The 25,101-nt window shown below is 54.0% G+C and carries 26 protein-coding genes; 10 read left to right on the top strand and 16 right to left on the bottom strand.

Features of this window, described 5'->3' with window-relative positions; all coding sequences use genetic code 11:
• Nucleotides 1-8: 8 nt before the first annotated feature.
• Nucleotides 9-380 (top strand): diacylglycerol kinase, encoded by a 372-nt coding sequence (locus tag ACT3TC_RS11665; RefSeq protein ID WP_193053309.1) that lies wholly within the window; start codon nt 9-11, stop codon nt 378-380.
• Between the two features lie 28 nt (nt 381-408).
• Complete coding sequence (gene glnE / locus ACT3TC_RS11660) at nt 409-3,363, top strand: bifunctional [glutamate--ammonia ligase]-adenylyl-L-tyrosine phosphorylase/[glutamate--ammonia-ligase] adenylyltransferase (RefSeq protein WP_444640180.1); 2,955 nt, start codon at nt 409-411, stop codon at nt 3,361-3,363.
• Nucleotides 3,364-3,510: 147 nt separating this feature from the next.
• Here glnE and ACT3TC_RS11655 read toward each other — a convergent pair whose 3' ends face one another.
• A complete protein-coding gene (locus ACT3TC_RS11655) occupies nt 3,511-3,882 on the bottom strand; it encodes a hypothetical protein (protein ID WP_193056837.1) in 372 nt (123 codons plus the stop codon).
• A 429-nt stretch (nt 3,883-4,311) separates the two neighbouring features.
• On the opposite strand from ACT3TC_RS11655, the gene ACT3TC_RS11650 reads away from it, so the two are divergent.
• From ACT3TC_RS11650 to ACT3TC_RS11630, 5 genes are all read left to right on the top strand, one after another.
• Nucleotides 4,312-5,937 carry a BCCT family transporter gene (locus ACT3TC_RS11650; protein WP_444640179.1) on the top strand — a complete coding sequence of 542 codons (1,626 nt, stop codon included), beginning with the start codon at nt 4,312-4,314 and terminating at the stop codon, nt 5,935-5,937.
• Between the two features lie 49 nt (nt 5,938-5,986).
• Complete coding sequence (locus ACT3TC_RS11645) at nt 5,987-6,145, top strand: hypothetical protein (RefSeq protein ID WP_193056840.1); 159 nt, start codon at nt 5,987-5,989, stop codon at nt 6,143-6,145.
• A gap of 153 nt (nt 6,146-6,298) precedes the next feature.
• Nucleotides 6,299-7,645, top strand: coding sequence for an MFS transporter (locus tag ACT3TC_RS11640; protein ID WP_444640178.1), 1,347 nt, complete (start codon nt 6,299-6,301; stop codon nt 7,643-7,645).
• A 24-nt stretch (nt 7,646-7,669) separates the two neighbouring features.
• Complete coding sequence (locus ACT3TC_RS11635; RefSeq protein ID WP_172117374.1) at nt 7,670-8,179, top strand: retropepsin-like aspartic protease family protein; 510 nt, start codon at nt 7,670-7,672, stop codon at nt 8,177-8,179.
• Nucleotides 8,180-8,250: 71 nt separating this feature from the next.
• Nucleotides 8,251-8,430 (top strand): PLDc N-terminal domain-containing protein, encoded by a 180-nt coding sequence (locus ACT3TC_RS11630; RefSeq protein ID WP_172117375.1) that lies wholly within the window; start codon nt 8,251-8,253, stop codon nt 8,428-8,430.
• Nucleotides 8,431-8,532: 102 nt separating this feature from the next.
• Here the strand turns inward: ACT3TC_RS11630 and ACT3TC_RS11625 are convergent, their stop codons facing one another.
• Nucleotides 8,533-8,667 carry a hypothetical protein gene (locus ACT3TC_RS11625; protein ID WP_254908543.1) on the bottom strand — a complete coding sequence of 45 codons (135 nt, stop codon included), beginning with the start codon at nt 8,665-8,667 and terminating at the stop codon, nt 8,533-8,535.
• A 220-nt stretch (nt 8,668-8,887) separates the two neighbouring features.
• Between ACT3TC_RS11625 and ACT3TC_RS11620 the strand changes: the two genes are divergently transcribed.
• Together ACT3TC_RS11620 and ACT3TC_RS11615 are read left to right on the top strand one after the other, a co-directional pair.
• Complete coding sequence (locus ACT3TC_RS11620) at nt 8,888-9,646, top strand: winged helix-turn-helix domain-containing protein (RefSeq protein ID WP_319941254.1); 759 nt, start codon at nt 8,888-8,890, stop codon at nt 9,644-9,646.
• A gap of 25 nt (nt 9,647-9,671) precedes the next feature.
• Complete coding sequence (locus ACT3TC_RS11615; RefSeq protein ID WP_172117376.1) at nt 9,672-11,267, top strand: ATP-binding protein; 1,596 nt, start codon at nt 9,672-9,674, stop codon at nt 11,265-11,267.
• Here the strand turns inward: ACT3TC_RS11615 and ACT3TC_RS11610 are convergent.
• The 3 genes from ACT3TC_RS11610 to hemB form a co-directional block, all read right to left on the bottom strand.
• Nucleotides 11,230-12,168, bottom strand: coding sequence for a LysR family transcriptional regulator (locus tag ACT3TC_RS11610; protein ID WP_172117377.1), 939 nt, complete (start codon nt 12,166-12,168; stop codon nt 11,230-11,232). The genes ACT3TC_RS11615 and ACT3TC_RS11610 overlap by 38 nt on opposite strands.
• 175 nt (nt 12,169-12,343) lie before the next feature.
• Nucleotides 12,344-14,536: a polyphosphate kinase 1 gene (ppk1, locus tag ACT3TC_RS11605; RefSeq protein WP_444640177.1), complete on the bottom strand. Its 2,193-nt coding sequence runs from the start codon at nt 14,534-14,536 to the stop codon at nt 12,344-12,346.
• A 121-nt stretch (nt 14,537-14,657) separates the two neighbouring features.
• Nucleotides 14,658-15,671, bottom strand: coding sequence for a porphobilinogen synthase (gene hemB, locus ACT3TC_RS11600; RefSeq protein WP_444640176.1), 1,014 nt, complete (start codon nt 15,669-15,671; stop codon nt 14,658-14,660).
• A 172-nt stretch (nt 15,672-15,843) separates the two neighbouring features.
• Here hemB and elbB point away from each other — a divergent pair, with 172 nt between their 5' ends.
• Nucleotides 15,844-16,503: an isoprenoid biosynthesis glyoxalase ElbB gene (gene elbB, locus ACT3TC_RS11595; RefSeq protein ID WP_444640175.1), complete on the top strand. Its 660-nt coding sequence runs from the start codon at nt 15,844-15,846 to the stop codon at nt 16,501-16,503.
• 113 nt (nt 16,504-16,616) lie between these two features.
• Here the strand turns inward: elbB and tatC are convergent, their stop codons facing one another.
• From tatC to ACT3TC_RS11540, 11 genes are all read right to left on the bottom strand, one after another.
• Nucleotides 16,617-17,399, bottom strand: coding sequence for a twin-arginine translocase subunit TatC (gene tatC / locus ACT3TC_RS11590; protein ID WP_172117381.1), 783 nt, complete (start codon nt 17,397-17,399; stop codon nt 16,617-16,619).
• The gene (gene tatB / locus ACT3TC_RS11585) at nt 17,396-17,827 is read right to left on the bottom strand and encodes a Sec-independent protein translocase protein TatB (protein WP_444640174.1); all 432 of its coding nucleotides are present in this window, start codon (nt 17,825-17,827) and stop codon (nt 17,396-17,398) included. The genes tatC and tatB overlap by 4 nt, the downstream gene beginning before the upstream one ends.
• 3 nt (nt 17,828-17,830) lie before the next feature.
• Nucleotides 17,831-18,097 carry a Sec-independent protein translocase subunit TatA gene (tatA, locus tag ACT3TC_RS11580; protein ID WP_193053297.1) on the bottom strand — a complete coding sequence of 89 codons (267 nt, stop codon included), beginning with the start codon at nt 18,095-18,097 and terminating at the stop codon, nt 17,831-17,833.
• 36 nt (nt 18,098-18,133) lie between these two features.
• Entirely contained in the window at nt 18,134-18,493 is a 360-nt protein-coding gene (locus tag ACT3TC_RS11575; protein WP_441677263.1) for a phosphoribosyl-ATP diphosphatase, read from the bottom strand.
• Between the two features lie 84 nt (nt 18,494-18,577).
• Complete coding sequence (gene ubiB / locus ACT3TC_RS11570) at nt 18,578-20,200, bottom strand: ubiquinone biosynthesis regulatory protein kinase UbiB (RefSeq protein ID WP_193053295.1); 1,623 nt, start codon at nt 20,198-20,200, stop codon at nt 18,578-18,580.
• The gene (locus ACT3TC_RS11565; RefSeq protein WP_444640203.1) at nt 20,197-20,856 is read right to left on the bottom strand and encodes a ubiquinone biosynthesis accessory factor UbiJ; all 660 of its coding nucleotides are present in this window, start codon (nt 20,854-20,856) and stop codon (nt 20,197-20,199) included. The genes ubiB and ACT3TC_RS11565 overlap by 4 nt, the downstream gene beginning before the upstream one ends.
• A 40-nt stretch (nt 20,857-20,896) precedes the next feature.
• Entirely contained in the window at nt 20,897-21,652 is a 756-nt protein-coding gene (gene ubiE / locus ACT3TC_RS11560) for a bifunctional demethylmenaquinone methyltransferase/2-methoxy-6-polyprenyl-1,4-benzoquinol methylase UbiE (protein WP_172117386.1), read from the bottom strand.
• Nucleotides 21,653-21,828: 176 nt separating this feature from the next.
• A complete protein-coding gene (locus ACT3TC_RS11555) occupies nt 21,829-22,212 on the bottom strand; it encodes a gamma-butyrobetaine hydroxylase-like domain-containing protein (RefSeq protein ID WP_444640173.1) in 384 nt (127 codons plus the stop codon).
• Between the two features lie 92 nt (nt 22,213-22,304).
• A complete protein-coding gene (gene hslU, locus ACT3TC_RS11550; RefSeq protein ID WP_172117388.1) occupies nt 22,305-23,627 on the bottom strand; it encodes an ATP-dependent protease ATPase subunit HslU in 1,323 nt (440 codons plus the stop codon).
• Nucleotides 23,628-23,637: 10 nt separating this feature from the next.
• Nucleotides 23,638-24,171 (bottom strand): ATP-dependent protease subunit HslV, encoded by a 534-nt coding sequence (gene hslV / locus ACT3TC_RS11545; protein ID WP_018918810.1) that lies wholly within the window; start codon nt 24,169-24,171, stop codon nt 23,638-23,640.
• Between the two features lie 174 nt (nt 24,172-24,345).
• The gene (locus tag ACT3TC_RS11540) at nt 24,346-25,101 is read right to left on the bottom strand and encodes an SPOR domain-containing protein (RefSeq protein ID WP_444631199.1); all 756 of its coding nucleotides are present in this window, start codon (nt 25,099-25,101) and stop codon (nt 24,346-24,348) included.

The raw sequence follows: 25,101 nt of genomic DNA, 5'->3' as shown, positions 1-25,101 counted from the left end.
CGACTTGCATGAAACCAGAGCATACCGGTCTAACCCATTTGGTGTACTCAACACGCTACTCCTGGAAAGGATTAAAGGCTGCCTTTCGTAACGAAACGGCCTTTCGCCAGGAAGTGTGTATTACCGCCGTGTTGTTGCCTTTTGCCTGGTGGATCAGTAATGACTCGCTAAGCTGGTTACTGCTGGTGGGCAGCTTGTTTCTCGTGCTCATTGTTGAGCTGTTAAACAGTGCGATTGAAAACGTGGTCGACCGCATTGGTACAGAGCATCACGAACTTTCCGGGCGGGCCAAGGATATTGGGTCCGCCGCCGTCATGCTGTCGTTAATAATGGCTGGGCTTACCTGGGGGCTCTTGGGTTGGCAAAAAATCTTTGGCTAGCGTGTAAGCGCTTGGCGGTGAGGTAGCTATGCAACAGGATAATTCGTTTATACCTTTAAACACTCTGCCTGAGGTGCTTCAGCAAGAGGGCCAAAAGGTGGGCCAGCGGCTGAACGATGCGCTTGGTCAAGCGGATAATACTGCCTCATTGACCCAGCAGCCGCTGCCCTCGGAAGGTTGGCAAGCGCTTACTCAACCACGCCGCGAGGCGCTGGCCAAGGTGCTAAGCGTATCTACCTTTGTGCTGGATACGTTCACCCGCTACCCGGGCTGGCTTGCAACGCTTGAAGCCAACGGCGAATTGGATACGGCACCGGCCCGCCATGATCAACAACAGTGGCTGCACGACGCACTGGAACGCGCAGAAGATGAAGCGGCCATGCAGCGTGTGTTGCGGCGTTTTCGGCGTGCACGAATGGTGGGCATCATCTGGCGGGATCTAAATCGGCCTGATGGTTATACCATGTGGGATACCGCTCACGCGGTTTCTCAACTGGCTGAGTTGTGTCTTGAAGCCGCTTTACGTTGGCTTGAAGGTTTTTATGCGCCTCGTTGGGGTATGCCAGCGCCCCGTGCCGATGGCGCTGCCCAGCGCTTGGTCGTTCTTGGGATGGGGAAGCTGGGCGCAGGCGAACTGAATCTCTCCTCTGATATCGACCTGATTTTTGCCTTCCCTGAAAAAGGCGAGACGCAGGGCGGGCGCAAGCCGCTGGAGCATCAGGAATACTTTACCAAGCTGGGCCAAAAGCTGATTGCCGCGCTGGATGCCATGACCGCAGATGGCTTTGTCTTTCGGGTGGATATGCGCTTGCGGCCGTTAGGCGATGGCGGACCGCTGGTAGGCAGTTTTGCCATGCTCTCAAGCTACTATCAGGACCAGGGACGCGAGTGGGAGCGTTACGCCCTGCTCAAGGCGCGCCCGGTGGCGGGAGATATAGAGGCGGGGGTTGAGTTATTGGCTGGCCTGCGCCCGTTTGTATATCGCCGTTACCTGGATTTTGGCGCCATTGAGTCGCTGCGCGAGCTAAAAGCCATGATTAACCGTGAAGTAAAGCGCAAAGGGATGCAGAGCAATATCAAGCTCGGCCCTGGCGGCATTCGCGAAGTGGAATTTGTGGTGCAGGCGTTCCAACTGATTCGTGGCGGGCGGGATACGGAGCTGCAGGTAACGTCGTTGAACACGGCCTTGAATCGCTTGCCCGAGCTGGGGCTACTGCCCCAAGCGGTGGTCGATGAACTAATGCCTGATTATGCATTTCTGCGCGACCTGGAGCACGTCATCCAAGCGCTTGAAGATCGCCAGACGCAAATGCTGCCAACAGATGAGACCGACCAGGCCCGGATTGCTTTTGCCATGGGCTATCAAGACTGGGCACTACTGATGGCGGCGCTTGATGATGTTCGAGAGCGTGTTCGGCGCCATTTTGATGCCGTGATTGCTGACCCCGAGGAGGGTGCGGAAGAAACCAACGACGCAAGCTGCTTGGCGCCTGCGCAGTGGCGTTTGATCTGGCGCAACGAGCTGGAAGCGGACGAAGCAACCGCTTACTTACACAGCGCAGGGTTTGCCGAGCCCGATAAGGTATTGAAGCGTCTGCAGAGTTTCTATCAATCGCGCCAGGTGCAAAGTATGCAGCGAATCGGTTTTGAGCGTCTTGATGCGCTAATGCCGCTACTGCTGGCCGCCGTGGCTGAAAATGAGACACCGGATATCGCGCTTGCCCGCGTGCAGCCTTTGATTGAGGCGGTACTAAGGCGAACCGCCTATTTAGCGCTGCTGCGTGAAAATCCTCAGGCGCTTGAGCATCTTATGCGCTTATGCGTTGCCAGCCCATGGATTGCCGAGCGCCTTTCTCGCTATCCGATTCTGCTGGATGAGCTGTTAACGCCAGAAACTCTTTACACCCCAGCGGATAAAGCACGCTTGGCCGATGAGTTGCGTCAAACGTTAAACCGGCTGCCTGAAGATGATGAAGAAGCCCAGCTTGAAGCATTGCGGGTATTTAAACATGCCAAAATGCTTCATGTTGCCGCCTCTGATGTCGCTGGTACACGGCATTTAATGAAAGTAAGTGATTACTTAACCTATATCGCTGAAGTGATTCTGGACGCCGTTTTGGCGATGGCCTGGAAACATGTGACCCGTAAGCACGGAGTGCCCAAGGGGCTTAACGACCATGAACCGGCTTTTCTGATTATTGGCTATGGAAAGTTGGGCGGTATCGAGCTGGGTTATGGCTCTGATCTTGATCTGGTTTTTCTGCATGATAGCGACGGTAAAGGGGCTACCGACGGTCATCGACCCATTGATACGCCGCTGTTTTTTACCCGTTTGGGTCAACGCATTATCCACCTGCTAACCGCGGTGACGCCCGCAGGCAGCTTGTACGACGTCGATATGCGCTTGCGCCCCTCAGGCAATGCGGGGCTATTGGTGACCTCGCTTGATGCCTTTGCCGACTATCAACAGCAAAATGCCTGGACCTGGGAGCATCAGGCGCTAGTGCGCGCACGGGTCGTCGCCGGAAGCAGTGCGCTTGCCGAACGGTTTAACCAGATTCGTGGAGACATCCTGGGCAGGCAACGTGATAAACACGCCCTGCGTGATGATGTAGTCAACATGCGCCACAAAATGCGTGACCACTTGGGCAGTAAAACCCAGGAACCGCGCTTTAACTTAAAGCACGATGCTGGTGGCATGGTGGACATTGAATTTCTCTGTCAGTACGCGGTGTTAGCGCTGGCTCACCAAACACCCTCGCTGGCTACCTACAGCGATAATATGCGTATTTTAGAGATGCTTGCCGAGAGTGGGCACTTACCTTCAGAGGAGGCTGAGCAGTTAAAAGAAGCTTATCTGGCCTACCGCAGCAGAACACACCGCGCAGCACTAACGGGCGAGAAACTCATTGGTGAGGTCGATGACTTTAAGGAGCATCGCGCTGCCGTCGAAGCCCTTTGGCAGCGCTTTCTTGAACCCTAAACCAGGCTTGGGTTGGTGGGGCTAGGGTCATTTGTTCTGGGCAATTAGCTTTGCGTCTTTCAGTCAAACGCCGCTATTCAGAACAGCGGAGCCGTCATAAAGGCTTCCTGATTGCTTTGGGAAGCCTCATGCCGATGATTAGCGCCGTTAATCACGCGGCGTTGCCTTGTTATCTTCGTGTGTTTTTACCTCATAACTTCCTTCCAGAACATCCTGCTGACGTGACCGCGTATGAGGCTCTGCGTAACCGCCGCCAATATCCTGAGCTTGCTCGGCGCGCATTTGCTCCATCCGCTTTTTCATTTTATGGCGTACAAAAGGCATCATGGCCCAGCCTATTAAAAGAAAGAACAGGCCTAGTATGACGCCAACCACCATTAGCACGCCAAACGCCAGCCACGTTAGCAGCAATTTTAAGCTACCCATTAGCCCGCCGGGCTGCGACTGCGCTGCGCGTGTACGCCATTGTTGAGCAGCTTGCCAAGCAGCGTTACGTTGATCGCGATTCATCTGTGGCATAAAAGCCTCCATCGTCGTGTGCCTTATTGGAACATAGTTCGTTAGCCAAGTTCACTGAAGGCTGGCCTATATCTTGCTACATTAAGAGTAATGGCGCCGCCAATAATCACATCATTGCCGATACGCAACAAAATAGCGTTGGCGACCGGTATCCATTAACACGCGATAGAAGACCCTGTTGGATAGGATCGCTAGCGCCGAAATAATGCGACTTGGCTAAAAGGGGACATTTGTTGTTCTGTTTTGGTGCAGTGAGCGCACTAAAGAAGATGAATGAAAACAATTGCTTGCCCATTTAGATAACGGCGTTAAATGCGCATGTCCTTCATGAATAAACGAAGACTGTACATAAACATCGTTAACCCGCTAGGGTTACAACGTCTATGTATAGTTTCTTTCATTCAATTGCTTATCTAACAAGGTGGTTGTATGGCAAATCATGGAGGAAAGTCGGTGTTTATTGCATCGGCTGTCATCATTTTCAGCTTGGTAGTAGTGGGCGCAGCCTTTCCCGAAGGGTTCGGAAGTGCAGCCGAGTCGGCTCTCGCATCGGTAACACGGCTTTTTGGTTGGTTTTATCTGTTCTCTGTATTTGGGTTTGTTGTGTTCCTGTTTTCACTGGCCTTTAGCAAGTATGGCAAGGTACGTTTAGGGCCTCAGGACAGTACGCCCAACTACACTTTTTTCTCATGGATAAGCATGCTGCTGGCGGCCGGGTTTGGCGTAGGGCTTGTGTTTTATGGCATGGCCGAACCCATGTCGCACTATATTGAGCCGCCCTACGGCGATGTGCCCGCCGAAACAGAAGCCGCCGCCCGCTATGCCATTCAATACAGCTACTTCAACTGGGGTATTCATCAATGGGCGGCCTTTTCGGTGGTGGGCCTGATCATTGCCTATTTTCAGTTCCGTAAAGGTCAGGCAGGGCTTGTGTCATCGGTGCTCTCATCCGTTACCGCTAAAAGGCCACGGCTTCGCCCGTATGCCTCGTGGCTTGATGTGTTTGCGGTTGTCGCGACCGTGATGGGGGTGGCTACCTCGCTAGGGCTTGGGGTATTACAGATGAACGGCGGCTTGAACGCTGTTTTTGGCCTGCCTGAAAATGGGTTTTGGCAGTTTATTATTCTGTTGGTGATGTTCTGCGCCTATATGGCGTCGACCTGGTCCGGGCTTGATAAAGGTATTAAGCGCCTTTCAAACCTGAACATGGTGCTGTGCATCGGGCTAATGGTGTATGTGTTGGTGACCGGCCCGACCATTGCGATCCTTGAAACGATTACGCTAGGCATTGGTGACTACCTTCAGAACTTTATTGGGATGAGCCTACGTATCTCCCCGTATAGTGATAATGAGTGGGCCAGTAGCTGGACGATTTTCTATTGGGCCTGGGTCATTGCATGGTCACCGTTTGTAGGTACGTTTATTGCGCGCGTGTCCCGTGGCCGTACGATTAAAGAGTATGTGTTTGGTGTATTGCTGGTTCCGCCGCTGTTGGCTTGTCTCTGGATTGGCGTATTTGGGGGAGCAGCGCTAAACATGGAGCTTAACGGCACAAATGTAGGCTTAGCGGCCGCCACTCAGGAAAATATCACCGTGGCGCTGTTTAAAATGTTCGAGCTGATGCCGTTCTCTAACGTACTTTCTGTTGTTGCCATGATGCTCATCTTTATCTTTTTGGTAACATCGGCCGACTCTGCTTCTTATATCGTGGCGCAGATGACCGACAACGGCTCTATTAATCCCCCGCTTTATAAACGTATTATCTGGGGGGTGCTGATTGCGGCAATTTGTTTAACGTTGATTGTGGCGGGAGGCCTTTCCGGGCTTCAGTCAGCAGCGGTGCTGTCGGCACTACCGTTTACCTTTATTCTGTATATGATGGTCATTGTGCTGGTACGTGAGCTACGCGCAGACCGTAAGGCTATGTTGACCCAGCTTTATCGTCGCCACGGTGAAACGCCTGTTGGCGCCGATGCCTTTGAAGCTGAGCAGATGGGCGAAGAGGAGCGCTTACGCCGTGCACCGAATGTTATCAATCGGCGTATTAATAGCTAGGTGAACTTAATCAGGTCTTCAGGAGCAAACACATGGAGCGAGGATGCTGATGGCTCGGCGAGGACGCCACGGTGCAACACGACGCCAGCCCAAGGGGCAGGCGCTTGAGCGTTGGTTGGATCGCTGGCTGGACCGCGTCGTTACGGTCGCCGTTGTAACGGCACTGGTGATTGGTCTGTCGGCTGTCCTGGCACATTGGCTTTTGTAGGCCAACCTGGTGTAACGCAGTCCTGATTGAAATGCAGTCAAAGCGCCCGGCGATAAGCCGGGCGTTTGCTTATACAGTAAGCTTTAAGCGTTTTGTCATACCTTACAGGCGCTAATGTGCAGGCTTGCCACTGCCCCTAAAGAGAGACTCCCGATGTTGCTAAATGATGCTGCCAAGGCTGCTTCTTCCTACGCTTCACGCCGCGAAATATTCGGCTGGGCCATGTTTGATTTCGCTAATCAGGCGTACACCTTGCTGATCATTACGGTGGTGTTTGGTGAGTTGTTTACCACCGTGATTGTAGGGGATCGAGGCGATGGTTTTCGGCTGGCCAACTTTCTATGGAGCTTGGCGCTAGCGGTCAGCTATTTAATGGTGGTCGTAACGGCCCCACTTTGCGGTGCGATTATGGATTATCGGGCCGAGAAAAAACGCTTTCTGTTTTTTAGCTATCTGGCCACGGTCGTCACCACCGCGATGCTTTACTTTGTATCTCCCGGCTATGTCGTGCTGGGGCTTGTCCTGATTGTGCTGTCCAATTACGCCTACTCCATGGGGGAGTCCTTTATTGCGGCCTTTCTACCGGAGCTTGGGCCGCCTGAAAAGCTTGGCAAGATTTCCGGGTTTGGCTGGTCGCTTGGGTATATTGGCGGACTGTTTGCGGCGGGCTTTACCCTCGTCGTACTGGGGGAGGCAACCGTTGAAAACTATGAGCGTATCCGCTGGGTGGGGCCCTTCGCGGCCGGTTTTTTCTTGATTACCGCTATTCCCACCTTCCTGTGGCTTAAAGAGCGCGGCACGCCCAAACCTTCTGGGGTGGCGTATTGGGATATTGCTCAACAGCGCGTACGTTCAACCCTGCATGAGTTGCGCTATTTCAAAGACTTGAGTGTGTTCCTGGTCTCGCTGCTGTTTTCCATGGCGGGGGTCTACATCATTATTGCGTTTGCGTTTATCTATGGCGCCCAGGTGATTGGCTGGGATGAAAGCGTACGTAATATCATGTTTATTATCGTTCAGATAACCGCGGCGGCCGGAGCGCTCGGGTTTGGCTGGCTTCAGGATCGGTTAGGCGCGAAACACACCTATCAAATAACGCTTGGCCTGTGGGTGATTGCGATTATTGCCATTTGGGCAACGCCCGAAATAACCGCTTGGGCCAATGTGCGTTTTGGTTGGCAGTGGCAGGCACAGCATGTCTTTCTAGCGGTTGGTTGCCTGGCGGGGCTCAGTTTAGGGTCTAGTCAGTCGGCAAGCCGCGCCTTGGTAGGTGTGTTTTCACCGCTTGAAAAATCGGCTGAATTTTTTGGCTTTTGGGGTCTGGCGAATAAATTGGCAGGCGTGATGGGCATCGTGATGCTGGGTGTACTGCAAACGATGGTTGGCCTACAAGCGTCTATCCTTTTATGTGCAGGCCTGTTTGTTATCGCAATGCTGATTTGTGCAAACGTTAATGAGCGACGAGGGCGTGATGCCGCCATCGCGTGGCAGAGCGCTTAATATACCGCAAACGGGGAGCACATAATGCAGACAGCACAGCGTGGCAGCATCGTGATGATGCTGCTTTTCTGGGTACTGTTAATCGGCTTGGGTACCTGGTGGCTGGATGGGGGGATGGAAAAAATACTGAACCCTAATGCCCATATCGTGCAGACTGCGACTGACGGCGGCCCCGTTACTTTACAGCGTAACCGTTCGGGGCACTTTGAAGCACCGGGCGAAATTAATGGTGAGCCGGTGACGTTTTTACTGGATACCGGCGCTACCTATGTGGCCGTTTCAGATGAGCTGGCCAATCGGTTGGGGCTCGAACGTGGGCGCAGCGCCTGGTTTAATACGGCCAACGGTCGCGTACAAGGAAACCTTACTCAGCTTGATGAAGTAACGCTGGGGGGGATCAATATCCGCAATGTACAAGGCTCCATCAGCCCCGGCATGGAGAACCATGTCGTGCTGCTGGGGATGAGTTTTTTGCATCTGCTGAATATTGAAATACGCAGTGGCGAAATGGTTCTGAGCCTACCCGATGCATAAGCGATACTTGTGAATAGTGTATTGGTGTGCTTAGCTAAAAGCCCACGGAAACAAATAGGCAAGGAGTGGCTATGGGTATTGAAGTCGGTGGATTACTCGGTCTGATTTGGCTCATTATTATTATTTGGGCCATTGTCAAAGTTGCTAAAAGTTCAGCAGGCGGTCTGGCTAAAGTGCTGTGGATATTAGCGCTGCTGATCTTCCCACTGGTAGGCCTGATTGCATGGCTACTATTAGGGCCCAAAGGATAGCCAGGCGGGCTAAAGGCTGCGCTGCCGGTTAGCGGTGGCGCTGCAAATATCGGCTTTAAAAAAGGCAGGCATCGCGCCTGCCTTTTCTATAAGTATGTACCATTACGCACTGTTTCCATTACTGGGCGGCGCTTTATAGTGGCCAGGGATGGTTACTCTTTCCCCATTGGGTAAATCGCGCACTTGAGTAGGAACATAAACACGCTTGATAACACTTTTAGCTTTACCATCTTTCATGGCTTACTCCTCCAGCCAGATTGTCGACAGTCCGCTGTCTACATTAGTCCTCTGTTTTGGAAGAATCAAGCGGTGTGCGACGGCGAGTAGAGAAAAGCGGCTACTGCTCAGAAGAAGTGTTTGCTGGGTTTTGAGGTATCCTGTGAACAGGTAACCGGCTACCTTTTGAGAACGACTGACGACATGAATGACTAACTGCCTAAGCGGAGTGAAGGATAAGATGGATAATCACTTGGAACAGAAATTTCAGGCGCTTGGGTCACAAGAAACCGTTATGCCTGACTATCCCGTTCAGGATCATATTCTGATCATAGAGGATGATCAGCGCTTGGCTGAGCTGACTCGCGACTATCTGGAAGCCAACGGTTTCCAGGTCACGCTAGAGGCCGATGGGGTGAAAGGGATGGACCGCATTCTTACGCTACAGCCTGACTTGGTCATTTTGGATTTGATGTTGCCCGGCGAGGATGGTTTGTCGATTTGTCGCCGAGTGCGGCCCAATTTTGCGGGCCCCATCATGATGTTGACGGCACGTACTGACGACGTGGACCAAATCCTTGGGTTGGAAATGGGGGCAGATGACTATGTGCCCAAACCGGTGCAGCCTCGTGTGTTGCTCGCCCGTATGCGTGCCTTGTTACGGCGTGCAGATGGCCCTGCGCCCAATGGCGAAATGCGCCTACGGTTTGAAAATTTGGAAATTGATAATGCGACCCGAGAAGCGTGGCTTGCCGGTGAACGTATTGATTTAACCAGCGCCGAGTTCGACCTGTTGTGGTTACTTGCCCGCAATGCGGGCCGGGTATTGACCCGTGAAGAGATCTTCAATGAGTTACGTGGCATTAAGTACGATGGTCAGGATCGTTCTATCGATGTACGCGTATCGCGTATTCGCCCCAAGGTGGGCGATGACCCCAACCAGCCTCATCGAATCAAGACAGTGCGCAGCAAAGGCTACCTTTTCGTGAAGGACAGCTGATCAACACAGGAAAGGAAAAGGATTTATGCAGCGGCTGCTTAGCCATAGCGCGTTTTTAAAATTCTATCTACTGCTAGGCTTGGCGCTTTGTGTCGTACTGCTCATCGCGCTCGGCGGCCGCTCTTTTATTGAACAAGTACGACGTGAGGATTACCACGAGCAGTTGGCAGCACTGCCCATGTCATTAATGACCCAGCAACTGGCCGATGCCTCCGAAGAAGAAAGAAATTCGCTGGTTAATTACTTTGCCGAGCGGCTGGGTATGCAGCTTACTTTGCGGCGTATGAGTGAGGTAGAGCTTGGCTACTTCGCTGATAAACGTATTGAGCGTGGTAGCGTATTGGTGACTGAAGATCCTTGGCGTCTTCGTCAGCGAGTGCCTGAAAGCCAATGGTTTTTGGAAGCGACCCTGCCTGCCTGGAGCGAACGCCAATGGGAGGGCAGCCTGCTGCTGCTGGGCGAGTGGCTAAAAGCCTTGCCACGTGACGAGCGAGAAGCCAACCTGACGTCGCTGCGTTCCGGCAACTGGCCGCTCACTCTGCTTAATACGCTGCCCGATAACATAACGTCTCAGCAGCAAAGCCAACTGGTGTTAGGCAACGTATTAACGCTGCTCGTATCCGAAAAACTGGCCGTTAGCCTGCTTTATCAACTGCCCGATGAAGACGTCTGGTTAATGGCTGGTCCTGTCTCGCGCGGTGATACGCTGCCCATGAATTTACAATTGCCGCTGTTGATTGGTGTCATGGCTGTGCTGGGTTTAATTATCTATCTGATTATGCGCAGCATCGAAGCACGTATGGCGCGCCTTGAACTGGCGGCTACCCGGATTGCCAGCGGCCGTCTTGAAACGCGCGTAAAAATAGAAAGTGACGACTTTCTGGGCCGGTTAGGCATGGCGTTTAACGGCATGGCCAGCCAAGTGCAAACGCTGCTGCGTGGCCAGCAAGAGATGATTCGTGCGGTCTCCCATGAGCTTCGCACGCCGGTGGCGCGTATTCGCTTTGCCGTACAGATGGTCGAGGACATGACTGATCAGCCCGCTATTCGGCGCCAGTTGCAGGGAATTGATGCCGATATTTCGGAGCTTGACGAGTTGGTGGATGAAATCCTTACCTATGCTCGCTTGGGCGGTGAAACGGTGAACGGGGCCGAGCTTGAAATGGCGCTGGTGGACTGCCGGGCAATGGCCGAGCGTGTGATTGATACGCTGGCGCCACTCAATGAAGGGCTTACTATTGAACTGGCGGATGGGCCGGATATTGAGCTTTTAGCCGAGCCTCGCTATTTACAGCGGGCGCTGCAAAACCTGGTGGGTAACGCCTGCCGCTATGGCAAAAAACACCTTATTATCCGGCTTTGGAGCGAAGATCAGCTAGTGCGTATTGATGTTGAGGATGACGGTCCAGGCATTCCGGCAGATGCCCGTGTGGATATTTTTAAGCCGTTTACTCGGCTGGACGATAGTCGGGCCCGCAGCCTGGGAGGCTACGGTTTAGGCCTCTCTATCGTGCAAAAGATTATGGCGGGCCACGGCGGCAGCGTCACCGTGGATACCAGCCCTGCGTTGGGTGGCGCACGCTTTACGTTGCTGATTCCTCGTCGTGAGTCGCTGGTTTAATGCCTGTGAGTACCGCAAACGAGGTTTCACGTGCGGTACGTAGAAAATCCTTCATCCAAGGCGCTTCCAGCGTCTCTTCTCGAACGGCCGCGTACAGCGTGCTCCAAATGCCGTTTTCACCCAGCTTAACGGCGCTGACGTAATCGCGCTCCAGATACTCCGTTAGCGCCCAGTTGGGCAGGGCACATACGCCTCGGCCGCTGGCGACCAACTGCATCATCATGATGGTAAGTTCGGCGGTGCGAATCTCCTGAGGACGTACGTTTGCCGGGTCTAAAAACTGCGTAAACACATCCAGGCGTGCCTGCTCTACGGGGTAGGTGATCAGCGTTTGGTCTGCCAGGGCTTGAGGCTCGATAAAGAGCTTCCCTGCATAAGCGTGCTGACGCGCTACGGCCAAAAGCCCTTCATAGCGAAACAGCGGCGCATAGTGAACACCCTCCAGTGCCTGAGGGTCGGCAGTAATGACCAAGTCCAACTGCTCGCGTGCCAGTGCTGGTAGCGGGTCAAAGTGATGGCCGCTGGGAATATCAATTTCCACTTCCGGCCAGTGGTCGCGAAAGTAGTCGACGGTAGGCATTAGCCATTGAAAGCAGCTGTGGCACTCAATGGCCATGTGCAGCCGCCCCTGCTCGCTCCCCGCCAGCCGGGCCACATCGCGTTCGGCTTTGCGCACTTCCGGAAGTATCTGGTCGGCCAGGGCTAATAGCCGTAAACCTGCCCGAGTAAACTCGACGGGCCGTGTTTTACGCACAAAAAGCGGGCTGTTAACCCGGCCTTCCAGGTCTTTGAGCTGGTGCGAAAGGGCCGATTGGGTAAGGTGAACGCGTTCGGCGGCCTCCACCAGTGAACCCGTTTCACGTAGGGCAAGCAGTGTGCGTAGGTGGCGTAACTCAATCATGGATAATATCTTTCAATTTGAAAGGATTTATCATGACAGTCTCTCATGTACTTGGCTATTGGCGTAGGCGTCTTTGCATGAGTTTAAAAGTGTGAGAAGCGTGCTTGCCAGCAGTAAAGCCGTTTATTAACGGCATTACTGCGCTTACTGGATTTTTCCAGTCATGCACATTGTGCTAGCTTTTGGATGCGAACGCGTAAAGCAGGGTCTCCTGAGCGCTGATCGCATCGCTATCACCGGGGTCCTGTAAGCGATAGGAGCCATCGCTTTGCAGCAGCCAGCTCTGGCAATTATCGACCAGGTAGGTTTCCAGGTCTTTACGCACTCGGGCGGCGAGCTTTTTATCCAATAGCGGAAAGCAGGTTTCTACCCGGTGGAACATGTTGCGCGACATAAAGTCAGCGCTTGAACACCAGGTTTCCGATTTACCGTCGTTATGGAAGTGAAATACCCGGGTGTGCTCCAGAAAACGGCCAATAATCGAGCGCACACGAATGTTTTCAGAAATGCCCGGAAGGTTGGGTTTTAGGCAGCACATGCCACGGATAATCAAATCGCACTCAACCCCCGCTTGGGAGGCACGGTAAAGCGCTTTAATCAGCCTGGGCTCGGTGAGTGAGTTACACTTGATAATGATATGCCCGCGTTTACCCTTTTGTGCCAGCTGTGCTTCACGGTCAATCATCTCCACCAAACGCTCATGCAGCGTAAACGGTGCGTGCAGCAGCGTATCAATTTTGCGCGCCCGGCCCATCCCTGAAAGCTGCTGGAAGACCTTGTGCACATCGGCACATAGCGCTTTGTTGGCGGTTAACAGGCTGTAGTCGGTGTAAAGCTTGGCGGTTTTAGAGTGATAGTTGCCCGTGCCCATGTGCGCGTAGTGGCGCAGCTCGCCCTTTTCACGCCGGACAATATGCAGCATCTTGGCGTGGGTTTTATACGCCATAATGCCGTAAATAACGATGGCCCCGGCTTCCTGTAGGCGTGAGGCAAGCTGAAGGTTATCCGCTTCGTCAAAGCGTGCGCGTAGCTCGATAACGACGGTGACTTCCTTACCTTGACTCGCGGCATCCACAAGCGCGCTCACAATAGGCGATTCGGCGCCGGTGCGGTAAAGCGTCTGTTTAATGGCCAGAACGTTTGGGTCGCGAGCCGCCTCACGCAGTAGTTCCTCAATAGGTGAGAACGACTGGAAGGGGTGGTGAAGCAAAACATCGTTTCTGGCAATCGAGTCAAACATGGAGCCGATTTTAAGCGTCTTGGGCACACTCGGCGTATACGGGCGATACACCAGTTCGGGGCGATCAACGTCTCCCAACACCGACATCATGCGGGTCAGGTTAACGGGCCCTTCAACGCGATAGAGATCCTCGGCATCAAGCTCAAACTGGCGCATTAAAAAGTTGGTCAAGTCGTCGGGGCAATTATCGGCGACTTCCAGGCGTACGCCTCTTCCATAACGGCGGGCCAGTAGCTCGCCTCGCAGCGCCGAGGCCAGGTCAGAAACCTCTTCCGGGTCGACGGTCATGTCGGCGTTGCGCGTCAATCGGAATTGATAGCAGCCGCGCACGCGCATACCGGGAAATAGCTCCTCAGCATGGGCGTGAATCATGGAGGAGAGGAAGATATATTCAGAGTAGCCTTCGGCGCAGAGCGCTTTGGGAAGCGCCATTAAACGCGGGAGCGAGCGAGGGGCAGGAAGAATTGCCATGCCGCCTGCGCGGCCAAAGGCATCTTTACCTTCCAGCTCAACAATAAAATTAAGGCTCTTATTGACCAGCCGTGGGAAGGGGTGCGAAGGATCAAGACCTATCGGGCTGATGACGGGCATGATCTCGTTATTAAACATCTCATGTACCCACTGCTTTTGCGCTTCGGTCCACTGTGCGCGGCGCCGAAAACGCAGGCCCTGTTGCTCCAGGGCGGGTAGCAGCGTGTCGTTAAGAATTTTGTACTGACGAGCGATCTGCTGGTGGGCAATTTCGGAAATTTCAGCAAGCACCGCCTTGGGCAAACGGCCATCGGCCGCTGTTGTATCATCGCCCATGGCCATCTGGTGTTTTAAACCCGCCACGCGAATTTCAAAAAATTCATCCATGTTGGATGAGAAAATAAGCAGGAACATCAGTCGATTAAGCAGTGGATGCGCATCGTCCAGTGCCTGTTCCAGAACGCGAATATTAAATTGAAGGTGGGAAAGCTCGCGGTTTAAATAGAGTTGGGGATCGTCCAGATCGGTTTCACTAAGGGTATCCTTGGCGTGCACACCGTTGGGCGTACGATTAATGCGTAACGGTAAACCATCCATTTCAACGTTGGGTAGTTCGCTAAGTGATAGCGCTGTAGATGGTGTAACGTGATCGTCCATATAAGGCTCCCCCGCATTAATGGCTTCAAACTAGCATAGCGTGATACCTGCCGTGCAAAGCAGTATGCGGGAGAAAGATGACAGAAAAATGTCATATATCTGTCATCTTGAGGGCGGGCTTCTAGCGTTGGTTCTGCAATAGTCGAGCGGCTTCCAGTGCAAAATACGTCAAGATGCCGTCGGCCCCGGCACGTTTAAAGCACATCAGTGATTCCAGGATCACCGGCTCGGCTTCCAGCCAGCCGTTATCGAACGCGGCGCGGTGCATGGCGTACTCACCACTTACCTGATAGGCAAAGGTGGGCACTTTAAGCTCGGTTTTAACCCGATGCACCACGTCCAGATAGGGCATGCCGGGTTTCACCATGACCATGTCAGCGCCTTCACTGATATCCATGGCCACTTCGTGCAGCGCTTCATCGCTATTGGCCGGGTCCATCTGGTAGGTACGTTTGTCGGCTTTGCCTAGATTGGCCGCAGAGCCGACCGCGTCACGAAATGGGCCGTAGTATTTGGAAGCGTACTTGGCGCTGTAGGCCATGATCCGCACATTGTGCAGAAGCTCTTGCTCAAGTACTTGGCGGATAGCGCCAATGCGACCATCCATCATGTCTGAAGGCGCGACAACATCCGCCCCGGCTTCAGCATGGGAAAGCGCCTGCTTAAGCAGTGTTTCTACCGTGCGGTCGTTCTGAACGTAGCCTTGCTCATCTAAAATACCGTCCTGGCCGTGACTGGTGTAAGGGTCCAGGGCGACATCGGTAATAATGCCCAGCTCAGGCAACGCCTCTTTAAGCGCGCGCACGCTGCGCTGAACCAGTCCGTTGGCATTATAAGCCTCTTCGGCAAGCTCGCTTTTCTGCTCGGTACCTACCACTGGGAAGAGCGCCAGCGCGGGAATACCTAACGCAAACGCTTCCCTGGCTTGTGCAATCAATAAATCAATCGACAGGCGCTCAACGCCGGGCATGGAAGCGATGGCTTCACGCTGATTTTCACCCTCTAAAACAAACACCGGCAAGATTAAATCAGACGGTGTCAGGGTCACTTCCTGCATCAACCTACGGGAAAAATCATCGCGGCGCATGCGGCGCAGCCGAGTGTTGGGAAACTGGCGGGGAGTGAGTGTGCTCAAGAGATCTCTCCGTAATAAAGGGTCATAAATAAAGATGCCCATAGGCTTGGATTGAGTATATCAGGCATGTCTTACGGCGAAAGCCGTCTTGTGGCAAACCGCCACACTGACTAAAGTGAGCGATTGCTTTGCTGTATTGCATTCGGCAGACACTGCGATAAGGGAGATAGGCATGACCAAACAGGTGGCAGTGGTATTAGCGGGTTGTGGCGTTTTTGATGGTTCTGAAATTTATGAAACCACGTTAACGCTGTTGCGTTTGGACCAGTTGGGCATCGGTTATCGCTGCTTTGCGCCCGATATTGAGCAACATCATGTTGTTAACCACCTCACTCAGGAAGCTGTAGAAGGTGAGTCACGCAACGTGCTTCAGGAGTCAGCGCGCCTTGCGCGTGGCGACATCCAGCCGATGACTGAGCTAAAGGCTGATGAGTTTGACGCGGTCATTGTGCCGGGTGGGTTTGGCGTGGCGAAGAACTTGTCTGACTTTGCAAGCGCAGGGGACGGCATGCAGGTGTTGGAGGCACTAAAAGACGCGCTTTCCGGCTTTCGGGAAGAGGAAAAACCGATTGGGTTAATGTGTATTGCGCCGGTATTGGTACCACGGCTTTTGGGTGAGGGTGTTGCGGTTACGGTGGGCCATGACCCAAGTGTGTCGGGGGCTATCAGCGCCATGGGTGGCCTGCATCGCAGCTGCGCAGTGGATGACATCGTGGTCGACCTTGAGCACCGAGTGGTCACCACGCCCGCCTATATGCTGGCAACGCGTATCAGTGAAGCCGCCACCGGTATTTTTAAGCTGGTAGACCGCATTGACGAAATGATGGGCTAATAAGCGGTAGAAGCTGCGCTATAAAAAAGCCTCTGTCATGAATAATGACAGAGGCTTTTTAACGTGGTGATAACGTCAATAACGATGCGGCTTTCAGGTGATAGAAGCGCTGTTTACGGCTCCTGCTCCTTGGTGGCTTGCTCATCACGCCGCTTGCGCACCAGACGACCAAACAGCAGGCCTACCTCGTAAAGCAGATACATGGGCAGTGCCAGCAGGCTTTGTGATACCACATCTGGCGGCGTTAGCAGCATCCCTATGACAAAGCAGCCCAGAAAAACATAGGGCCGCTTTTTGGAAAGGCTCTCTACGCTGGTGGCGCCCGACAGGATTAACAAAAAGGTCGCAATGGGGATTTCAAACGCCACGCCAAAGGCGAAAAAGAGCTTCAGTACAAAGTTCAGGTACTGGTTAATATCGGTCATGACCGTGACATTTTCAGGCCCGGCCTGGGTGAAAAAGGCAAACAGCAGCGGAAACACCACATAGTAGGCAAAAGCCGCACCCGCATAAAAAAGCCCAATGCTTGAGACCAGAATAGGGATGGCTAAGGCTTTTTCATTATCGTATAGCCCTGGCGCGATAAACGCCCATGCCTGATGCAGTACAAAGGGTATAGCGATAAAAACGGCGACCACCAGGGTTAGCTTAAAGGGCGCCAGAAAGGGCGAGGCTACTTCGGTCGCAATCATCTGCGAACCCGGCGGTAGCAGAGCCATCAGCGGCTCGGCCACAAAGCCATAGATATCATTGGCAAAAGCATAAAGGCCCAGAAAAACCACTAAAATGACCACCACCGCACGGACAAGGCGCATGCGAAGCTCAATCAAATGCTCAATCAATGGGGCCTGCTGCTGATCGTTCTGGGGTTCCCGAGCGTCGCCAGAGGTACTCATGGGTTCTGACTATCCTTTTTAGAGGTCGCCTTTAAGGGCTCGTTGGAGGTATGGGGCGCCGCTTCGTTTACTTCCCGCTGCGCTTCATCCAACTGGGCACTTGCCTGGGCTACACGTTGCTCCGTTTCACTCTGGCTTGCCGATGAAGAAGTGCTACGCGAGGGGGGAGTGTCGAGAATGCTCTCAACGTCTTTTTTAGCACTCTTCAGACTATCGTTAATGGTCTTTTGCTGTTCGTTCAGCGTTTGGCGCAGCTCTTCTGCTTCAAGCTGCGCGCTAATTTCGCGCTGCATGCCGGATATCGTGCGCTTGATTTTACCAACCCAAAGGCCTGCCGTACGCGCCGCCCGAGGGAGGCGCTCAGGGCCAAGTACCAGTAGTCCCACGACACCGACAAGCATCAGTTCAAGAAAGCCGATATCCAACATAAATTATTTGGGCTCTTCGTTACGGGCCTTGCGATTTTCTTCGGCCTGAACGTCATAAGTGTTGCCAGGTTCTTCGTGGCTAACCTTGGCATGCGGAGGCTCGGCGTCTTTCTTTTCGTCGTCTTTCTCGTCTTCATGCACCGCTTTTTTAAAGCCTTTAACCGCGCCGCCCAGGTCGGTGCCCACATTGCGTAGCTTTTTGGTGCCGAAGATTAAAATAATGATGCCTAATACAATTAGCAGCTGCCAAATACTGATGCCACCTAACATATGCGTATCCTCGTTAATTCAAATGCGTGTTATTTATTATGGCGTACGTGCGGCTTTTTCGTCATGGCCGGAAATGCCAAAGCGCCGCGCCAACTCGTTTAACACATCCTGATGATCCAGCTCCAGGTGAGAGAGCATAACCAGCGTATGGAACCAGAGGTCGGCGGTTTCCGAGACCAGTGCCTGGCGCTGCTCGTGGCTGCCGTGTTCTGCATCCTTTGCGGCAAGCAGCGTCTCGGTGGCTTCTTCACCCACTTTTTCGAGTATCTTGTTCAAACCCTTATGATGCAAGGAGGCAACGTAAGAATCTTCAGAAGAAGCGCTGCGCCGCTGCTTTAGTACCTCGGCGAGGGTGTCCAGCACGGGGGCGTGATTAGACGTTAAAGGGGTATTCATGAGTCTCCTTTACAACAGTGAGCATCATCATTCGTTAGTGAAAGTCCCACCACGTGCGAACGTCCAATCACGGTTATAACAATGCTATTGCCATAACAGTAGCAGCAAGCCAATGGCGGCTGCGCCTAAAATCGGCCAATCCTGAGTAGCGGCCCAACTGACAAGCGGCTGCCAGGCCAGTGCAATTGCTACCAGGAGCAGACCAATCCGTAAGCGGTGATGGCGTTTTCCTTGATCCGCCATTTGGCGCTGCATGTGATGAATCGAGTCGACCTGTTGGTGACGCTGGCGATGTTCAACTTCCATCCGGGTCAGCGCCTGGTGGGCAAGAACGGGCAGTTCAGGCAACTGATGAGAAAGCTCAGGCGCTTGGCGCTTTAACGACTCCCACAGCCCGCTAATGCCCGCGCGGTCTTTCATCCACTGCTCAAGATAGGGCTTGGCAGTGCTCCACAGATCAAGTTCCGGATAGAGCTGGCGGCCAAGGCCTTCAATATTGAGCAGGGTCTTTTGCAGCAGTACCAACTGAGGCTGGACTTCCATATTAAAGCGCCGAGCCGTTTGAAAAAGCCCTAACAGTACTTGGCCAAAGGAAATGTCTTTTAAAGGCTTTTCAAGGATCGGCTCGCAAACGGTGCGGATGGCCGCGGCAAACTCATTCGCGCGAGTATTCTCGCCCACCCAGCCAGATTCGATGTGCAGCGCGGCGACTTCATAATAGTCTTGATGGAAAAATGCCAAAAGGTTACGCGCGAGATAGTCCTGATCCTCGCGGGTTAAACTGCCCACAATCCCACAGTCGATCGCAATGTATTGAGGATCTTCGGGATTATCGCAATTAACAAAAATATTACCCGGGTGCATATCCGCGTGGAAGAAGTTGTCGCGAAATACCTGGGTAAAAAAGAGTTCTACGCCGCGCTCAGCGAGTTTCTTTAAGTTGACCCCACGGGCGGTCAGCGTCTCCATATCCGCGACGGGTACACCGCGAATACGCTCCTGAACCATCACGTGTCGACGTGTGAAAGGCCAATAAATAGTCGGTACAAACAGCAGCGGTGAATCCTTGAAGTTACGCTTGAGCTGTGAGGTGTTGGCCGCTTCTTTATAAAGGTCCAGTTCGTCGAATAGCGTGGCCTCATAGTCGCGAATCACTTCGACCGGGCGCAGTCGGCGGGCTTCAGGCACCTTGGCAAACAGTTTGGCAACCTGATACATCAGTGCCATGTCCTGGCGCATGATGCGGTCGATACCGGGGCGGATAATTTTAACCACCACCTCTTCGCCGGTATGTAGCTTGGCCGCATGTACCTGGGCGATGGATGCCGAGGCAAGCGGCGCCTGCTCGAATTCAGCGAACGCTACATCAAGTGACATCTCCAGCTCTTTTTCGACCCGGGCGGCGGCAAGTTCGCCCGGAAAGGGCGGCACCTGATCCTGTAGGCGTCTAAGTTCGTTGGCGACATCATCCGGCAAGAGGTCTCGACGCGTGGAGAGCATCTGGCCAAATTTGATAAAAATAGGCCCCAGCGCTTCCAGCGCCAGGCGCAATCGTTCGCCACGACTGCGGTGACCAACCGAAAAAAGCCGCAGCGGCGAAAACCATAAAAGCGCTCGCAGCCAAAACGGCAGCCGCTCCATGGGGATCAGAGTGTCTAGCCGATGGCGCGCAATAATCCAAAGAATTTTGAACAGACGCAGGCTCATGCCGACGGCTCCTGTGAGGCAAGCGATGAGTCACGCACCAGACGGCGATGGAGTCGGTTAAAGCGGGCTTCCAAACGGTCAGTTGCCACTTCAAGTTCGGTTAAGTGGTCACGCAGCACATCACGCTGCTGGCGGCCTGGCAGTAAACGCGCTTCTTCAAATACATACTCTGAGACATCCTGAAGAAGCTCATTCTTGGTACGCAGCCCCCAGCGCGTCAGGCGGCGCACGCCTTCGGCCAACGAGTGAGCGGGGATATCGCCCAACCAGTTGGCAAGCTCGGCTTCCCAGTCGATATCCAGGTCAAACAGCAGGTCGCGGGTAGCCTCCAGCAGATGAAGACGTCCGCGCACCGCGAGCTTGCCGTCAAACATGAGCCGCTCAATGGAGGCGCCGCTGATCCATTCGGAGAGGGTTTCAGGCGTGAGTTCTACCACTGCGTCGACATCGGCTTCGTCTACGTCATCGCCACGGAGTAGGTCAATACCCGCCAAATGGTAATGCAGTACCAGTTGCAGATGCGGCTTTTCCAAACGCACCAAAAGCCGACTGCCCGCCAGGGCCGCTAAGCGAGCCGGTGCGGCAGGGTCGCGAGCGAGCAGGGCATTAAGCGTACGTTCACAACCGGCCAACACAAGTGTCGGGGTTAACAGCATGCTGACCTCGTGATCGTTGATACCACTATCGACGATAACGTCATAACTTGATGCCACGGTGCAGGGCCACAATGCCGCCCGTCAGGTTGGTGTACTCCACCCGCTCAAGGCCTGCTGCTTCCATCATCGCTTTAAGCGTTTCCTGATTCGGGTGCATGCGAATGGACTCCGCTAAATAGCGGTAGCTTTCGCCGTCTCCGGCGACAAGCTCGCCCATTTTAGGCAGCAGGCGGAAAGAGTACTCATCGTAGGCTTTAGAAAGCAGCGGGTTATTGGGCTTGGAGAACTCCAGCACCAGCAAGCGGCCACCCGGTTTTAGCACGCGGGCCATGGAGCGTAGCGCGGCGTCTTTGTTGGTCACATTACGCAAGCCAAACGCAATCGTAATACAGTCAAAGCTATTGTCAGGGAAGGGCAAGCACTCAGCGTTGGCCTGAACATATTCAACATTGCCACCGACGCCATTATCCATCAGCTTGTCGCGGCCAACCTTCAGCATGGAGGCGTTGATGTCGGCAAGCACGACTTTGCCGCGCGGGCCAACAATACGTGAGAACTTAAGGGTTAAATCACCGGTGCCCCCCGCGATATCTAAAACGTGGTGGCCGGGGCGAACGCCTGCACGCTCAATGGTGAAGCGTTTCCATACACGGTGGATGCCCATCGACATTAAGTCGTTCATAACGTCGTAACGGGCGGCGACAGAGTGGAATACATCCGCTACACGTGATGCTTTCTCGTCGACCGGGACTTCTTGATAACCAAAATCGGTGGTGCGCTTTTCCGTGGGGCTCATGGGGCTTTAGCTCCCGAGTTCGAGGCGGTAACAATCGACCAGATGGTCGTCGTATAAAAAGTTTGGCGATATTGTAGCCTTGTCTGTCCCAATTTGTCTGCGCCTGGTCGGATGCGCTGGGTCATGGTTTTTGAGTTTGGTTCTTGGCTTATGGTTCTTGAAGCATGCTTCTCGAATCACAGCTGCTTGAATTGGATACCTGCCGACTCGCGCGATGCACCGGCTTCTTTTAGCCGCTGCAGGTAGTTCTCCCAATAGGCTTTTTGATGCGTGGCGAGTTCAAACAGGTATTCCCAGCTATAAATGCCGCTGCTATGCCCGTCATCAAAGTAAAGCTGTAGCGCATAGTTGCCTGTCTGGACGATGTTTTGTAGCCCAACATCCTTTTTACCGACTTGAAGCACAGCGGTATCACCGCCATGACCACGTACCTCCGCAGAGGGCGAGTAAACCCGCAAAAACTCTATCGGCAACCGGAAGCTCTCACCGCTGGCATAGCCAAGCTCAAGTTCGCGGGCCTTTTTATGATAGTGAACCCGGTTGGGGGCGGGAGCGTTCATGCACAAACCTCTTGGCTCATTGCCGAGATAGCTTGCCCACCTTCTGCGTCCCATTGAAACAGGCATCAGTGGGCAAGCGATTTAAGCGATCATTACAGGATATAGCGCGACAGGTCTTCGTCGACAGCCAGTTCACCTAGTTGGGCATTCACATAATTGGCATCAATGACCAGCGGGCTGTCCATATCGCCGCCCTTGAACGAGGCTTCTTCCAGCAAGCGCTCCATCACGGTGTGCAAGCGGCGAGCGCCGATATTCTCGGTGCCTTCGTTAACCTGCCAGGAGATCTCGGCGATACGCTCAATCCCGTCAGGGGTGAACTCAATACCCAGCCCTTCGGTTGCCAGCAGCGCCTGGTACTGTTTGGTCAATGATGCGGATGGCTCGGTCAGAATGCGCTTGAAGTCGCCCGGCGTTAGCGCATCAAGCTCCACGCGGATCGGCAGACGGCCCTGTAACTCGGGGATCAAGTCAGACGGACGCGCCAAGTGGAAAGCGCCTGATGCGATGAACAGGATATGGTCAGTTTTCACCATGCCGTACTTGGTGGAAACCGTAGAGCCTTCGATCAACGGTAGTAGGTCACGCTGAACGCCTTCACGAGACACTTCACCACCGCTGGACTGTCCGCTGCCCTTGGCAACTTTATCGATCTCATCCAGGAACACGATGCCGTGCTGCTCTACGGCCTCAACGGCACGCGCTTTGATTTCATCTTCATTCACCAGCTTGCCGGCTTCTTCATCGCGCAGCAGTACCAGCGCTTCTTTGACCGTTACGCGGCGCTGCTCGCGTTTCTGCTGGCCCATGTTGGAAAACAGGCTCTGCAGTTGATTGGTCATCTCTTCCATGCCGGGCGGCGTCATGATGTCGACACCCGCGCTCTGGGAAGAGACCTCTATATCGATCTCTTTATCATCCAGCTGGCCTTCGCGCAGTTTTTTGCGAAAGCTTTGACGCGTGCTGGAGTCTTCACGAGGCTTGTCTTCCTGGCCGCGGGGCGGTGGCAGAAGCGCATCAAGCACGCGATCTTCAGCGGCATCGTCGGCACGATGGCCGACTTCCTCTTTGGCATGCTCGCGCACCATTTTCATGGCCGATTCCATCAAATCACGAATGATGGATTCCACATCGCGGCCAACGTAGCCTACCTCGGTAAATTTAGTGGCTTCTACTTTGATAAACGGCGCGCGGGCGAGTTTCGCTAAACGACGCGCAATCTCGGTTTTACCCACACCGGTCGGCCCGATCATCAAAATATTTTTCGGGGTTACTTCAGGACGCAGGTCATCGTCAAGCTGCATGCGGCGCCAGCGATTGCGCAGCGCAATGGCAACGGCGCGCTTGGCATCTTGCTGGCCGATGATGTATTGATCAAGCGCGTGGACGATTTCGCGGGGTGTCATCTGAGTCATTAAGTCAGCCTCAACGTTCGTTGATATTCAGCTCTTCGAGCGTCACGTGATGGTTGGTGAATACACAGATGTCACCGGCAATTTGGAGCGATTTCTCGGTGATTTCACGCGCGGAAAGCTCGGTATTCTCAAGTAGCGCTCGGGCGCTTGCCTGGGCAAAGTTGCCGCCTGAGCCAATCGCGATAATGCCGCGTTCAGGCTCAACCACATCGCCGTTGCCGGTAATGATCAGCGAGGCGCTGTGGTCAGCGACGGCAAGCAACGCTTCCAACCGGCGCAGGGCGCGGTCGGTGCGCCAGTCTTTGGCTAGCTCAACGGCCGCCTTGGTCAAGTGACCCTGGTACTTTTCAAGCTGGGCTTCAAAGCGCTCAAACAGCGTAAATGCGTCAGCGGTGCCGCCTGCAAAGCCGGCGAGCACCTTGCCACGGTAGAGGCGACGCACCTTGCTGGCGTTGCCTTTCATCACGGTGTTGCCAAGTGATACCTGGCCGTCGCCTGCCAGGGCAACCTGATTACCGCGACGTACGGATACGATAGTGGTCATGGAGATAACTCCTTGGGGGAGGCGTGCTCCCGATAACTGAACGGCCGCTTAAACGATGATAGAGCGACCGCCTATAAAAGACGATGAACAATAAAATGCGGGCGGCTGATAAAAAATCAACCGCCCGCTGGGTAACGCCTACCGCTTTATTCGTTTGAGGCCCGGTTATTAAAATCAGTTTTGCAACTGTATCAACAAGGGTTCAATGCCTTGCGTGGTCATTAAATCCTGGGCGCGGTTCAACTCGCGTGTGTCTTCGTAAGGGCCTACTTGGACACGGTGCCACGTATCGCCGCCCGCTTGCACTTCGCTGATTTGCGCCAGTAGGCTCAAATTACGTAACCGGCTGCGTAGTTGCTCGGCATCGCTTAGCTCACGAAACGAAGCGGCCTGCAATACGTAGCGATTAGGCGCGCTGGTACTGGCGGGGGCTGTCGGCTGCGCGGTACTTGCCTGCTCTTCCGGCCGCGTGTTGGCCGCAATCACCTGAGCGATAGGGTCGTCAGTTGATGACGTTTGGGGTGAGGCGCTCTCGGCGGCTTGCACATCAACTTGCTCGGCAACTTCTGGGCGGGTAACGCTTGAAGGAAGCGTGACGCCTGGGGCAATGACCTCGGTTTCAGGCAGCAAGGTATAGAACTCGAACGTGGGCATCGAGGGTTCGCTTGCGGTTTCGTTTTCCCTGGCGGCGGCACGCTCGGCACTTTCGGGTTTGGAGAGCACCGTTGCCTGCGGCTGGTCACTTGGCGTGTCCTGCCAGGGCGCCGTGCCGTGCTGGTGCTGAGCAAGGAAAAAACCTGCGGCCATACCGGCAAGACCCCATACCCACCCCGGCAGGCGAAATCCTCTGCCTTTGGAGGAGCGAGGGGCTTTACGCTGCGAGGTAGCGCCCTGGCGAGGGCGAGCAGGCTTTTTGCGCGGGCTGGCCAT

It is taken from the genome of Halomonas sp. AOP27-A1-41 (genome assembly GCF_052378605.1).
GTDB classification, from domain to species: domain Bacteria; phylum Pseudomonadota; class Gammaproteobacteria; order Pseudomonadales; family Halomonadaceae; genus Vreelandella; species Vreelandella citrativorans.
This window is presented reverse-complemented; position numbering and strand designations above follow the sequence as displayed.